Genomic DNA, 13,280 nt, shown 5'->3' with positions numbered 1-13,280 from the left:
AGCGGCGTCGGGACGACGACCCGCCGCTCCGCTAGATCGGCTGCGTGGCGGTCGCCGCCAGTTCCGCGATATCGGCGGTGATTTCGTCCTGACGGACCCGACGATAGCTTTGCGTCAGTTCGTCGAGCGTGTCTCTCACATTGGTGCGGGCGGCCAGCATCGCCCTCACCCGCGCTTCGTTTTCCGCGGCGAACGAGAGCATCAACGCTTCGCATATCTCGACAAACACATATTCCTCGACCAGCCCAGGCAGCAGACGTTCGACCGGCAAGGTGAGCAACGGTGGCACGGCGCGCGCCGCCACCGGAAACCGCGAAAAATCGAACGGAATCAACCGGTGTTCGACCATCTCGCTGGCAGCAGCGACGCCAGGCAGCGCATGGATGATCGAGACGTGGTCCACCGCGCGAGCGCCAAGACGCACATAGAGCGCATCCGTGACACGGTTGGCCAGCGACGGCACGTCATCGGCATGGGACGCCGCCGGCGAGCTCCATGCGACCGGAAGGTGGCGTTCGTTCGCCGCCATCTCTCCGCGCGTGCCGACGAGCAGGAGTTCACACCGCGCGTTATCCAGACGAGGCCGCACATAGTCCAGAACCTGCTCGTTGAACGAGCCGACGAAGCCCTGTTCAGAACACAGCGCGATCACGATCCGCGCGCCATGATCCGGCTCCGACAGGGCGGCTTGCGCCGCTCTTCCATGAGCAAGGACGGCGCCGATCGCAGCCCCCACGGTCGCGGCCGAAGAGCGGATACCCGGCAGCCGCCGCTGCGCTTCACGCGAACGCGCCGCAGCGATGCCACGCATTGCGCCGATCACGGCGTCCAGTTGTTGCGCGGTCGCCGTGCGCGTTTCGATTTCCGCGAGTCGGCCGCTCATTTCGCGCTCCCGGCCGGGGCGGCGCCGTTCGGCGCTTGCAGCGTCGCTTGCAACGTCAGGCGCTGCACCAGTTCGCGAACCGCCGTAACGAGTCCCGCTTGAGTCGGGGCGTCCAGCGGCGCATCCGCCCATCCGGCTGCCATGCTGCCGCCCGGCAATTGTTCGGCGAGCTGGCTCCGCACTTCGGCGGCGATGGCTGGTGGCACGCCGTCGAACACGCCTTCGGACAACGCGGCCAGCAACGCGATTTCATCGAGCGTGCGCAGCGGCTTGAAGCGTGGCTGCGCGATCAATGCCCGGATGCGCTCCCCGCGTGCGATCTTGCCGGCCACATGAGCATCCGTCAGACCGCCGAAGCGGGAGAACATCTCCAGCTCCAGGAACTGCGCGTAATCGAGCCGCAAGCGGCCTGACACGTCGCGCAAGGCGGGATGCTGCGCCTTGCCGCCGACACGGCTCACGCTCAACCCGACATCGACGGCCGGACGCTGGTTGGCGGCGAACAGCGCGGTGTCCAGCACGATCTGGCCGTCCGTGATCGAAATCAGATTGGTCGGGATATAGGCGGACAGGTTGCCCGCGTCGGTTTCCGCAATCGGCAATGCCGTCAACGACCCGCCGCCGAGCGCCGCCGACAGTTTCGCCGCGCGCTCCAGCAATCGCGCATGCACGTAGAAGATGTCGCCGGGATAGGCCTCGCGCCCTGGCGGCTCGCGTGTCAGCAGCGCCAACTCCCGGTGCGTCGCGGCGTGTTTGGTGAGGTCGTCGATCACGACCAGCGCATGCTGTCCGCGGTCGCGAAAGTACTCGGCGATCGTGACGCCCGCAAACGGTGCGATCCATTGCAATCCGGCCGCCGAAGCCGCCGCCGCGACCACGAACACGCAGCGCTCGGGTGCGCCGTACCGCCGCACGGATTCGATCACTTGCTGCACCGCTGTCGAGCGTTGGCCGATCGCCACGTAGACACAGATCATGTCCGAGTGCTTCTGGTTGACGATGGCGTCGAGCGCCAACGCGGTCTTGCCCGTTGCACGATCGCCTATGATCAGCTCCCGCTGTCCGCGTCCGACGGCGAAGAGCGCGTCGACGATCAGCACGCCGGTTTCGACAGGCTCGCTGACCAGATCGCGATCGATGATCGCCGGCGCGGGCCGCTCGATCGGCATGCGCTTCACCGCCGACACAGGTTCGTCGCGATCGAGTGGCCGGCCAAGCGGATCGATCACACGACCGAGCAAGCCTTCGCCCACGGGCACTTCGATCACCGCGCCGGTGCGCGTCACGCGCGCGCCGGCTTCGACGGTGGCGCCGTCGTCGAGTAACACGACGCTCATGAGATCGGCCTCCAACGAGTGCACGAAGCCGCTCGCGCCGCTTTCGAATCGCAGCAATTCGTCGAGCGCCGCATCGGCCAGTCCCGAGACGAACGCGATCCCGTCACCGATCCGCTCGACACGGCCGAGCGTATCGGCATAAGGCGCGCATGCCGTGCGGGCCAGCGCCCCGCGCTGCGCCGCAAGCCAGGCGTCGTCGCTCGTTTCAGCGGGAAGCATGACTGTCATCGAGCAGCGCCTCCTTGATCCGGACGAGTTCCGCGCCGAAGCTGTTGCGCACCACGGCATGCGGCGAGCGCAGTTCGAGGCCGGCGATCAAATGCGGATCCACTTCGAAGTTGACCGGCGCATCACGTTTCAGGCAGGTTGCGAGCATCGTGCGGCACTGCTGCTGCTCCCGCTCGCTCAACACACGCGGCGCGGCGAGTGTCGGCACCGCGCCGTCGCCCCAAAGCGCCGCGCGGGCGGTTTCCGGAAGTTGTGCGATCCCCTCGGCGAGACCGTCGATAAAGCCGCTCACGCGCACGCTCTCGGGCAATCTGTCGAGCAGCTTTGCCGCGATATCGACGGCAAGCCGGCTGGCCCGTTCGGACGCGAGCTTGTCCTGCTCGGCGCGCGCCCCCGCGGCCTCGCCTTTCGCCGCCGCGCGCAAGGCGTCCGCGTCGGCTTGCGCGGCGCTCAGAAGCGCCTGCTTTTGCGCCGCGGCCTCCACGGCGACGGTTTTCATCGCTTCGCCGTGCGCCGCCGCCAGCTGTTGCGTTTCGTGGGCCGCCTTGTCGCGCTCCTGAATGGCTGCGAGCTTCGCCGCCTCGGCATCGGCGATCAGCGCGCGCGCCGCCTTCTGACGTTCGGCGATGATCCCGGCGACCGGGCGGAACAGAAAACGCGCGAGCAGCCATATCAACACCAGTGCATTGATGGTCTGGAGCGCAAGCGTCCACCAGTCGATTCGCATGGAGTCCGCCTATTTCGCAAACGGGTTGGCGAACAGCAGCAGCAAGGCGATCACGAGGCAATAGATCGCCATCGTCTCGATCATGGCCAGCCCGACGAACAGCGTGCGCGATACGGTGCCCGCCGAATCCGGCTGCCGAGCGATCGCATCCATCGCCGCGGCGACCGCACGGCCTTCCGCGAGCGCCGGCCCGATCGCGCCGAACGAAACGGCAAGCGCTGCCGCGGCGATACTGACCACTTCGATAAGGTTATTCATGAGACTTCGCCCTTTTTGACACTGACATGGTGCGGATCGCCGATCGCGGCACCGATGAAAACCATCGAGAGAACAGCAAAAATGTAGGCCTGCACCGCGCCCGTGAGCAGATCGAGCGCCATGAGCGGAATCGGCACCAGCAGGCCGGCAAGCGACAGCAGAATGCCGATCACGAACACGCCGCTCATGACGTTGCCGAACAGGCGCACGACGAGTGAAAACGTCCGCGTGATCTGCTCGACGACGTTTAGCGGAATCATTACCCAGCTCGGTTCCGCGAACGACGCGAGATAGCCCGTGGCACCCCGGCTGCGAATGCCATAGACGACCGTCGCGCCAAGCACGATCAACGCGAGCGCGGCATCCGTTTCGAGGTGCGCGGTGGGCGGCGTGACGCCCGGCACCAGCGCGCACCAGTTGGCGACCAGCACGAAGATGAACAGCGTGCCGATCAGCGCGCGATAGGTTGCGGCCTCGGTTTGCATGGTGTCGCGAATCTGCTGGTCGATGGTTTCGACCAGCAGCTCAACCGCGGTTTGCGTCTTGCCGGGCGCAAGCGAGAGTCTTCGGCTCAGCACGACAGCCGCCAGCGTGACGACGGCCATGATCGCCCAGGTGATCAACACGGGCGAGGTAAGCGCCACGGGTCCAATCCGCAGAAGCGGCGCGATCGTGAGCGGTGATTCGGTCATGACAGGCCTCCGTAACGCCGTAGCGCGATCCTGCGTGCGAGCAGCACGCCTGCCATGCCGGCGAGCAGCGCGAGCGCACCGATGCGTGCGAGCACCAGCAGCACCGCACAGGTCAACGCAATGCGCGCGAGTTGCAGCGCGAGCGCCGCAGCCGTTTTGCCCGTTGCGAACAGCGGCCAGTTCCAGCGCAACGAAAGGAAATGCCACGCGCCGGCCACCATGCCGAGCGTGAGACCGATCACGAGTTGGGCGGCGAGCGGCGGTAGCGGCCATGCCAGCGCGCTATTCACGGTGTGTTCCCTGTTGACGATGCATCCATTTCCACGCGGACCAGAAACCGAGCGCCGCCCCTAACATCAGAAGCGGCGCCGAGAAAAATACCCGCGTGCCGAACGTGCGGTCGAGCCAGTGCCCCAACGCGAGCCCGAGCAAAGTCGGCACGACGATCGCCCAGCCAAGAATGCCGATCTGGCCGAGCCGGCTGCCGAGCGACGGCTCCGGCTCTTCGCGCCCACGCGCCGCGCGCTCCGCAGCCTGTTGCGCCGCGCCGGCCAGCCTGTCGGCTTCGGTATTGCGCTTGTCGTGCCGTGGCGTGCTCATTGCGGTGTCGCCCCCGAGCCGGCCGGGTTGGCACTGTCGGTTCCGGGCCGCGGCCGCAAGTAGCGCAGCATCTGACGCACCGCGCGCGCATGCAGCCGCAACTGGTCGACCCGGGCACGGCGCGCCGCGTCGTCTTCGTCGGCGTGGCGGCTGCGCACCAGCACCTCGAGGCCTTCCAGCGAATCGCCCGGAATCGCTTCGCGGCAAGCGATGGACACCGTGGCGCCGCCCAATACCAGCAGCACGCCGCCGTTCACCGCGCAGTAGTGCGACACGTTGTCGGCACCCGTCCAGCGAACCACCGAAGAGGTCAGTTGCGTGACGAAATCGGCATGACCAATACGGATGCCGAACGAACCGCTTGCGTCTTCCGCGCGCAAGGAAACGATGTCGACGCCGTCGAACCATACCCGCGACGGCGTGGCGATGGTCAGCTTCAGTGCGCTGTTGCTCATGCCACGGGCTCCTTCTCCGCAGCAGCGGGTCGCTGCGCGGCAGCCTCTTCCCTGCTGCGCCCTTCGTCGAGTGAGCCGATCATGTAGAGCGAACTCTCCTGCCACGTATCGCACTCGCCCGCGAGAATCGCCTTGCAGCCGGCAATCGTGTCGGCGAGCGCCACCGAGCGGCCGGCTTCGCCCGTAAACGCTTCGGTGACCGCGAACGGCTGGGTCAGAAAGCGTTGCAGGCGACGGGCGCGGCCGACCAGCGCGCGATCGTCGGCGCCCAGTTCTTCCACGCCGAGCAACGAGATCACGTCCTGCAACTCGCGGTAATGCTCGATGATCCTGCGCACCTCGGTGGCCACGGCCGCATGCTCTTCGCCCACCACCAGCGGATCGAGCAGGATCGACGACGACGCGATCGGATCGACGGCGGGATACATGCCTTCGGCGGCCATCGCGCGGGACAGCACGACCATGCTGTCGAGGTGTGCTGCAATCGCGGTCACGGCGGGGTCGGTGAAATCGTCGGCCGGCACGTACACGGCCTCGATCGCCGTCACCGATACGCCGCCCACGGACACGATGCGCTCCTGCAAGCTCGCAACTTCGCTGGCCAGCGTGGGCTGATAGCCGACTCTCGAGGGCATGCGCCCGAGCAGACCCGACACTTCGGCGCCCGCCTGCACGAAGCGAAACACGTTATCCATGAGCAGCAGGACGTTCTGCCGGCGTTCGTCGCGGAAGTATTCGGCAATCGTCAATGCCGTGAAGGGCACGCGCCAGCGCGCCCCCGGCGGCTCGTTCATCTGCCCGTACACCAGCACCGTGCGCGGCAACACGCCGGAAGTGCGCATGTCGAGCAGCATCTCGTGGCCTTCGCGCGAGCGTTCGCCGACACCGGCAAACACCGAGATACCTTCATAGCGCTCGACCATCGCGTGAATCAGTTCCATCACGAGCACGGTCTTGCCGACGCCGGCGCCGCCGAACATGGCCGCTTTGCCGCCCTGCGCGAGCGGCGCGAGCAGATCGATCACCTTGATGCCGGTCGAGAACAGCGTGCTGGTGCCTTTCAGCGACGCGAGCGGCGGCGCCGCGCGATGAATCGGACGACGCTCGATCTGCGCGGGAAGCGCCGGGCCGTCGTCGCGGGTCGCGCCAGTCACGTCGAGCAGCCTGCCGAGCACGGCTTCGCCGACCGGCGCTTCAATGGGGCCGCCGGTGGCTCGCACACGCGTGCCGCGCCGCAACCCGGCGGTTGTCTGCAAGGCCAGCGCGCGCACCATGGTTTCGCTCAGATGCGCCTGCACCTCGGCGAGCACCGGCGCGAGATCGTCCGGCATGACAACGAGCGCATCGCCGACGGGGGGAAGCGAATCACCGTCGAACCGGACATCGACGATCGCGCCGCGCACGGCAACGATGCAGCCATCCCGTGCAGTCGACGGGCTGGCTGAAAACGCTGCTGCTGGACGAGTGGGCATGGTCGGGGTTTGAGGGTTTGCGCGGCGGTGATTGACCAATCAAAAGATATTCCTGGAATGCGCCGCGAAACTGACTTTCATCAAATGTCTGAGAGATAGGACCGAGAAATACGTAGGCTGCGCACAGACCCGCGCAAACCGTTCGCCCAATCGCCTGACATGCCCCGCTAAGGCGCGACCTTGCGCGGACTGATCCAGATCAACGGCCAAGCCTTCACGAAGTGACCTAATCCAGCTATCTGATGAACGGTGAGGTCCGTCATGAAGAACCTGGCAGATTCATTTTCGGCACCCTCCACTCCCGCCCCGGCCGGCCGGAGTGGCAACGCCGTGGCAAAACCATTGCGGCTCGGCCTGCTCACCGCGCTGGTGATCGGTTCGATGATCGGCAGCGGCGTATTTTCCCTGCCGCAGAACATGGCTTCCGGCGCGGGCGCCGCGGCTGTCCTGATCGGCTGGCTGATCACCGGCGTCGGCATGTTGATGCTCGCCTTCGTCTATCAGACGCTCACGACCCGCAAGCCCGAACTCGACAACGGCATCTACGCTTACGCGCGGGCCGGTGCCGGCGACTTCGTTGGCTTCAATTCGGCCTGGGGTTACTGGGTCAGCGCGTGGATCGGCAACGTCGGCTATCTCGTCATCGTGTTCGGCACGCTCGGCTACTTTTTCCCCGTGTTCGGCGAGGGCAATACGCCCGCGGCGGTGCTGGGCGCCTCCATCGCGCTATGGATCATGCATGCGGTGATCCTGCGCGGCGTGCGCAGCGCGGCGGTGCTCAACGCGATCACCACCGTCGCCAAGGTGATTCCGCTCGTGCTGTTCATCGTGCTCGCGGCCATTGCATTCAGAAGCCATGTGATTGCGCAGGACTTCTGGGGCAATGCGAAGCTCGGCAGCGTCTTCACGCAGGTCAAAAGCACCATGCTGATCACCGTGTGGGTGTTCATCGGTATCGAAGGCGCCAGCGTGTTCTCAGCCCGCGCGCAGCGGCGCGAGGATATCGGCCGCGCCACCCTGCTCGGCTTCGCGGTCGTACTGGTCCTGCTGATGGCGGTCTCCCTGCTGTCGCTCGGGATCGTCCCGCAAGGCGAACTCGCCGCGATGAAGAACCCGTCGATGGCCGGCGTGCTCGACAAGGCCGTCGGCGCCTGGGGCGCGGTACTCATCAGTCTCGGCCTGCTGATATCGGTCGGCGGCGCGTTGCTGGCGTGGACCCTGCTGGCGGCGGAAACACTCTTCACGCCGGCGAACGGCGGCGTCATGCCGAAGTTTCTGGCGCGCGAAAACAGTCACGGCGTACCCGCCAATGCACTCTGGGTCACGAACGGACTCGTGCAACTGTTTCTCATCATCACGCTCGTCTCCAACGCGACTTATCTGGCGCTGATCTCGCTCGCGACTTCGATGATCCTGATCCCGTACCTGTTCTCCGCCGTCTACGCGACTCGCATCGCCATACGCGGCGAGGGCTACGCGGCGGCGGAAGGCACCCGAACCCGCGACATGCTGATCGGTGCGGCCGCAACCGTTTATTGCTGCTGGCTGCTCTACGCCGCCGGGCCCAAGTATCTGCTGCTCTCCGCTCTGCTCTATGCGCCTGGCGTGCTTCTGTACGGCTGGGCAAAGCGCGAACGCGGCGCACGTCTGTTCAAGCCGTTCGAAGCAGTGATCCTCGCGGGCCTGCTCGTGCTCGCGGCCGTGGCGGCGTGGCTGCTGTCCACCGGCGCGCTCGGCTTGTAATCCGGCGATCTTCAGGAGAGAAAACTCGATGACATTCGGCGTCTATTCCGAAACAGGCACACTGCGCAAGGTCATGGTCTGCCGCCCGGGACTTGCGCAGGCACGCCTGACACCCGCCAATTGCCGCGACTTGCTGTTCGACGACGTGCTGTGGGTATCGCAGGCGAAGAACGACCATTACGCGTTTGTCAGCACGATGCAGGAGCACGGCGTCGACGTGCTCGAGATGCACGATCTGTTGGCCGACATTCTGCGAGGCCGTGAGGCGCGCGACTGGGTGCTAGAACACAAGCTCGCGCCCGGCACCGTGGATGCGGAACTGGCGGCACAACTGCGGCCGTGGCTCCAGGAGATGGAGCCGAGTGAACTGGCGACTCGCCTGATCGGCGGAATCGTTCGGGCGGAATTGCCGTTCAAGGCCGACGGGTTGCTCGCGCAATGCACGCTGCCTGCGGGATTCATCCTCCCGCCGCTGCCCAACACGCTCTTTACGCGCGACAGCAGTTGCTGGATCAACGACGGCCTCGTGCTCGGATCGATGTACTGGCCGGCGCGGCAACAGGAAACGCTGCTCGCCGCCGCGATTTACCGCTTTCATCCGCTCTTCAGCAGCGGGACGCGCATCTGGTGGGGCGGCCCGGAGGCGGACCACGGTGGCGCGACGCTCGAGGGTGGCGATGTCATGCCGCTGTCGCGCGACGTCGTGCTGATCGGCATGGGCGAGCGGACCTCGCCGCAAGGTGTCGCGCAACTCGCACGCGCGCTGTTCGCTCGCGAATCGGTCAAGCAGGTGATCGCCGCACAACTGCCGCGCTCGCGCGGCGCGATGCACCTCGACACGGTATTCACCTTCTGCGATCGCGACCTGGTCACGATCTTTCCAGAAGTGGTCGATGCCATCCGTTGCACGAGTCTGCGCCCCGGCAAGCTGCCGGGCCAGCTCGACGTGCGCCCCGAAAGCGCACCGTTTCTGCAAGTGGTCGGGCAGGCGCTGGGCATCGGCACGCTGCGCACCGTCGCCACCGGCGGCGACACGTGGGAATCCGAGCGCGAGCAATGGGACGACGGCAACAACGTGATCGCGCTCGCGCCGGGCATCGTCGTCGCTTACAACCGCAATGTGTACACCAACACGCTGCTGCGCAAGGCGGGGGTGGAAGTCATCACGATCCCGAGCGGCGAGTTGGGCCGCGGACGCGGCGGCGGCCATTGCATGACCTGCCCGATCGAACGCGCCCCCCTCTGACCCTCTGACGCGAAACACGCGCCGCACCCTTTGGAGAATTCGCCTATGGCATTCAATCTACGCAATCGCAGTCTGCTGAACATGCAGGACTTCGCGCCGCGCGACATCCGCTTCCTGCTCGATCTCGCCGCCGAGCTGAAGCGCGCCAAATACGCGGGCAATGAAGTCCCGCGGCTCAACGGCAAGAACATCGCGTTGATTTTCGAAAAGACCTCGACGCGCACGCGCTGCGCATTCGAAGTTGCCGTGCACGACCAGGGCGGCCACGTCACCTATATCGACTCCGCGAGTTCGCAACTCGGCCGCAAGGAGTCGCTCAAGGACACGGCACGGGTACTCGGACGGCTCTACGACGGTATCGAATACCGTGGCTTTCATCAGAGCGTGGTCGAAGATCTTGCGACCTATTCGCATGTTCCGGTCTGGAACGGCCTCACCGACGAGTTCCACCCGACCCAGGTGCTCGCCGACCTGCTCACCATGCAGGAATTCGGCGAGAAGCCGTTGCATGAGCTGTCGTTCTGCTACCTCGGCGACGCCCGCTTCAACATGGGCAACTCGCTGCTGATCGGCGGCGTGCAGATGGGCATGGACGTGCGCATCGCGGCGCCACGCGAATTGTGGCCGCATGACGAACTGGTCGCGCAAATGCGCCTGCTCGCCGAGCGCACCGGCGCCGGCGTGACGATCGTCGAGGACCCGCATGAGGCGGTGAGCGGCGTAGATTTCGTCTACACGGACGTCTGGGTGTCGATGGGCGAGCCTGTGGACGCGTGGGGTCCGCGGATCGAACTCCTGCAACCCTATCAGGTCAACGCCACGCTGATGAAAGCAACCGGCAACCCGCGCACCCGCTTCATGCATTGCCTGCCGGCCTATCACAATCTGGACACCGAAACCGGCCGGATGGTCCACGAGCATTTCGGCGTGTCCGAACTCGAAGTCAGCGACGAGGTGTTCGAATCGGATGCGTCGATCGTCTTTACCCAGGCCGAGAACCGCATGCACACGATCAAGGCTGTGCTTGTGGCGACCCTCGCTTAAAGTCGGCGCACAATGCGAATCTTCGACACCGACTCGACACTGACCTAACCTCCAACCGAAGTCCGCTATTCCGTGTGCATCGGTTGGATGGGCTTTTTGTGCGCAGACGTTTTCTCATTTTCAGTAGCGTCCGCCCCTGCGACGGCGGGCGCGGCAGACGTCTGCGGCTCGCCCACCACCTCGGCAGGCACGAGCGCCTGGGTGGCGAGCCCCCCCACCAGGCTGTCGGCCGAATGCCGTTGCCGCCCCGCGCCAACGGCGGGCGGCGCGGCGTCCCGCTGCAGGTCCGACAGGATCTCGAAGAACTGCCGGCTGTACGAGAGCGCCTGGGCCACGCCCACAGGCGCCAGCAACGTGGGAAGACACAGCATCTCCGGCAGATTGTCTGCCGCGCATGTCCGGGCCATCGCCTCCTGCGTTTCGGCAAGTCCAAACCGGATCGCCTCCAGGTTCAACGCGGTGAGCCGCTCAAAAGCCTCGAAGCTGCGCGTCGTGACGCCGAACAGATTGTCGAAACCGGCGCTTTCCATGTTGAGCCATTGCCCGGGAATGATCTGAGCCATCATGCCTCCAAAAGTTGATTGCCGAAACGCGCCGGCTCGCTGGTCCGCTAGATGCCCGGCATCACTGGATACGGCTCGGTGTGATCCTCCACACGTTTGACGCCGGGAATGTTCTGCGCCGCCACGCGAACTGCGTCGACGGCTTCCAGCGCATGAAATACGCCCCACAGGTGCACCACGCCATCGGTAACGACGATATTGCGGCCGGCGAAGCTCCATTTGCGGCCCGCCAGTTCGCCCATCAGCATCGCGCGGATCTCGGCGTCCGAGAGCGTCACATCCGATGTCGGCTCGTCCGGCACGCTTGCGAGCGCCTGCACGAGATTGGCGCGGCTTACGAGACCCACGAGCCGTCCCGCTTGCGTCACAGGTACACGTTTGATGCGCCGCGTCTCGAGAATGCCGGCCACTTCGCCGAGCGGCGTGTCGGGCTGAACGGTCACCACGTCGGCGGTCATGACATCGCGCACCTTCACCGCATGGGTCTTGATGTAATCCCGCGCTTCATGGTTCGCGGACCAGACGTCGAGCCATGAAGCGCGCTTGCGCTCGTCGGTGCCGATTTCAGTGCGGCGAAGCAGATCGCCCTCGCTGATCATGCCCGTGATACGACCCTCCGGATCCAGCACCGGCGCACCGCTGATGCCGTTGTCGACGAAAATTCTGGCGACGTCCCGCACAGTCATGTCGGGGGTGACAGAGATGACGTTGGTGGTCATGACATCGGATGCGCGCATAGTGAGCCTCCTGAACAGTTAGGATCATTGAATTCGCGGGACCGGCCCGTCTCGATCGTCAATATCTCGAAGCCGGTGAGCCCTCGGGTGACTTCAGATTAGGCCGCCACCGCATCCTCCCGTTTGACGTGGATCATCTCCAAGGTGGTACAGCACGAGCGTGATCCGAATAGCGCCGCGTAGCCATTGGATGACCCAAGTCAATTGCACCGTATGCATGACAGAGATACTGGTCGCCACGCGTTCAACGTCTGGAGAAAGGTTATGGCCCAAGTGATGAAAGCTGCTGTGGTTCACGAGTTCGGCGCTCCGCTGCGCATCGAAGAGGTCCCCGTCCCGAAGCCCGGTCGCGGTCAGATTCTCGTCAACATCAAGGCGTCCGGCGTATGTCACACGGATCTGCACGCGGCTGACGGCGACTGGCCGGTCAAGCCCACGCTGCCCTTCATTCCCGGCCATGAAGGAGTCGGCTATGTCGCTGCCGTGGGCGAAGGCGTCAAACACGTGAAGGAAGGCGATCGAGTCGGCGTGCCGTGGCTTTATACCGCCTGCGGTCATTGCGAGCACTGCCTTGGCGGTTGGGAAACCTTGTGCCATGAGCAGCAGAATACGGGCTATTCGGTGAACGGCGCCTACGCGGAGTACGTCCTGGCCGATCCGGACTATGTCGGCCATCTGCCAGCCGAAGTCACGTTCGAAGATATCGCGCCGATCCTCTGCGCGGGCGTGACCGTCTACAAAGGCATCCGCATGACGGACACGCGGCCGGGTCAATGGATCACGATTTCGGGGATCGGCGGGCTCGGCCACGTCGCGGTTCAATACGCGATTGCCATGGGCCTGCGCGTGGTAGCGGTCGACATCTCAGCGGATAAGCTCGCTCTCGCCCGCGAACTCGGCGCTACGCTCACGTTCAATGCTTCCGAATGCGACGCCGCGGCGGCGATCCAGAAGGAAATCGGCGGAACGCACGGGGTACTCGTCACCGCCGTATCGCGCAGCGCCTTCGCTCAGGCACTGGGCATGGTGCGGCGCGGCGGCACCATTGCGCTGAATGGTCTGCCGCCGGGTGAATTCCCGCTGCCGATTTTCTCGACCGTGCTCAACGGCATTACCGTGCGCGGCTCCATTGTCGGCACGCGCAAGGACTTGCAGGAATCGCTCGAATTCGCCGCGCAAGGCCGTGTGCGCGCTCGAATCCATCTCGATCGGCTGGACAATATCAATCAGGTTTTCGCCGATTTGAAGAGCGGGAAGGTAGAAGGACGTATTGTCCTGAAGCTCGACTGAAGCTC

Annotated in this window: 15 protein-coding genes; 4 read left to right on the top strand and 11 right to left on the bottom strand. The window is 65.2% G+C overall.

The genetic code is table 11. The features are described 5' to 3' along the window. Positions 1 to 31 precede the first annotated feature (31 nt). Genes BLW71_RS04485 through atpD form a run of 9 tightly spaced genes read right to left on the bottom strand, consistent with a single transcriptional unit; the run spans position 32 to position 6,652 of the window. Positions 32 to 883 carry a F0F1 ATP synthase subunit gamma gene (locus BLW71_RS04485; protein ID WP_091793541.1) on the bottom strand — a complete coding sequence of 284 codons (852 nt, stop codon included), beginning with the start codon at positions 881 to 883 and terminating at the stop codon, positions 32 to 34. Next, complete coding sequence (locus BLW71_RS04480; protein WP_091793539.1) at positions 880 to 2,448, bottom strand: F0F1 ATP synthase subunit alpha; 1,569 nt, start codon at positions 2,446 to 2,448, stop codon at positions 880 to 882. The genes BLW71_RS04485 and BLW71_RS04480 overlap by 4 nt, the downstream gene beginning before the upstream one ends. Further along, complete coding sequence (locus tag BLW71_RS04475) at positions 2,426 to 3,175, bottom strand: F0F1 ATP synthase subunit B (protein ID WP_091793536.1); 750 nt, start codon at positions 3,173 to 3,175, stop codon at positions 2,426 to 2,428. Before BLW71_RS04475 ends, BLW71_RS04480 begins: the two co-directional genes overlap by 23 nt. Before the next feature lie 9 nt (positions 3,176 to 3,184). Beyond that, positions 3,185 to 3,433: a F0F1 ATP synthase subunit C gene (locus tag BLW71_RS04470; protein ID WP_091793534.1), complete on the bottom strand. Its 249-nt coding sequence runs from the start codon at positions 3,431 to 3,433 to the stop codon at positions 3,185 to 3,187. Continuing rightward, positions 3,430 to 4,125, bottom strand: a complete 696-nt coding sequence (locus BLW71_RS04465; protein ID WP_091793532.1) for a F0F1 ATP synthase subunit A — start codon at positions 4,123 to 4,125, stop codon at positions 3,430 to 3,432. The genes BLW71_RS04470 and BLW71_RS04465 overlap by 4 nt, the downstream gene beginning before the upstream one ends. Continuing rightward, a complete protein-coding gene (locus BLW71_RS04460; protein ID WP_091793530.1) occupies positions 4,122 to 4,415 on the bottom strand; it encodes an N-ATPase subunit AtpR in 294 nt (97 codons plus the stop codon). The genes BLW71_RS04465 and BLW71_RS04460 overlap by 4 nt, the downstream gene beginning before the upstream one ends. Then, the gene (locus tag BLW71_RS04455; protein ID WP_091793528.1) at positions 4,408 to 4,725 is read right to left on the bottom strand and encodes an AtpZ/AtpI family protein; all 318 of its coding nucleotides are present in this window, start codon (positions 4,723 to 4,725) and stop codon (positions 4,408 to 4,410) included. The genes BLW71_RS04460 and BLW71_RS04455 overlap by 8 nt, the downstream gene beginning before the upstream one ends. Then, positions 4,722 to 5,180: a F0F1 ATP synthase subunit epsilon gene (locus BLW71_RS04450; protein WP_091793526.1), complete on the bottom strand. Its 459-nt coding sequence runs from the start codon at positions 5,178 to 5,180 to the stop codon at positions 4,722 to 4,724. Before BLW71_RS04450 ends, BLW71_RS04455 begins: the two co-directional genes overlap by 4 nt. Continuing rightward, on the bottom strand, positions 5,177 to 6,652 hold the full coding sequence (atpD, locus tag BLW71_RS04445; RefSeq protein WP_091800409.1) for a F0F1 ATP synthase subunit beta: 1,476 nt from the start codon (positions 6,650 to 6,652) through the stop codon (positions 5,177 to 5,179). The genes BLW71_RS04450 and atpD overlap by 4 nt, the downstream gene beginning before the upstream one ends. A 261-nt stretch (positions 6,653 to 6,913) precedes the next feature. On the opposite strand from atpD, the gene arcD reads away from it, so the two are divergent. From arcD to argF, 3 genes are read left to right on the top strand one after another with little or no spacing between them, the layout of a single operon-like run. Further along, positions 6,914 to 8,395 carry an arginine-ornithine antiporter gene (arcD, locus tag BLW71_RS04440; protein ID WP_091793524.1) on the top strand — a complete coding sequence of 494 codons (1,482 nt, stop codon included), beginning with the start codon at positions 6,914 to 6,916 and terminating at the stop codon, positions 8,393 to 8,395. Between the two features lie 28 nt (positions 8,396 to 8,423). Further along, positions 8,424 to 9,641 (top strand): arginine deiminase, encoded by a 1,218-nt coding sequence (locus BLW71_RS04435; RefSeq protein ID WP_091793522.1) that lies wholly within the window; start codon positions 8,424 to 8,426, stop codon positions 9,639 to 9,641. A gap of 45 nt (positions 9,642 to 9,686) precedes the next feature. After that, positions 9,687 to 10,685 carry an ornithine carbamoyltransferase gene (gene argF / locus BLW71_RS04430; RefSeq protein WP_091793520.1) on the top strand — a complete coding sequence of 333 codons (999 nt, stop codon included), beginning with the start codon at positions 9,687 to 9,689 and terminating at the stop codon, positions 10,683 to 10,685. Between the two features lie 65 nt (positions 10,686 to 10,750). Here the strand turns inward: argF and BLW71_RS04425 are convergent, their stop codons facing one another. Together BLW71_RS04425 and BLW71_RS04420 are read right to left on the bottom strand one after the other, a co-directional pair. Next, positions 10,751 to 11,251 carry a phasin family protein gene (locus BLW71_RS04425; RefSeq protein ID WP_286161931.1) on the bottom strand — a complete coding sequence of 167 codons (501 nt, stop codon included), beginning with the start codon at positions 11,249 to 11,251 and terminating at the stop codon, positions 10,751 to 10,753. A 44-nt stretch (positions 11,252 to 11,295) separates the two neighbouring features. Next, the gene (locus BLW71_RS04420; protein WP_091793490.1) at positions 11,296 to 11,985 is read right to left on the bottom strand and encodes a CBS domain-containing protein; all 690 of its coding nucleotides are present in this window, start codon (positions 11,983 to 11,985) and stop codon (positions 11,296 to 11,298) included. Positions 11,986 to 12,249: 264 nt separating this feature from the next. Between BLW71_RS04420 and adhP the strand changes: the two genes are divergently transcribed. Then, positions 12,250 to 13,275: an alcohol dehydrogenase AdhP gene (gene adhP, locus BLW71_RS04415; protein ID WP_091793488.1), complete on the top strand. Its 1,026-nt coding sequence runs from the start codon at positions 12,250 to 12,252 to the stop codon at positions 13,273 to 13,275. Positions 13,276 to 13,280 lie beyond the last annotated feature (5 nt).

Origin of the sequence: Burkholderia sp. WP9 (assembly GCF_900104795.1) — a bacterium.
Taxonomy (GTDB): domain Bacteria; phylum Pseudomonadota; class Gammaproteobacteria; order Burkholderiales; family Burkholderiaceae; genus Paraburkholderia.
The sequence above is the reverse complement of the archived record's forward strand: the minus strand, read 5'-3'. Positions and strand labels throughout refer to the sequence as shown.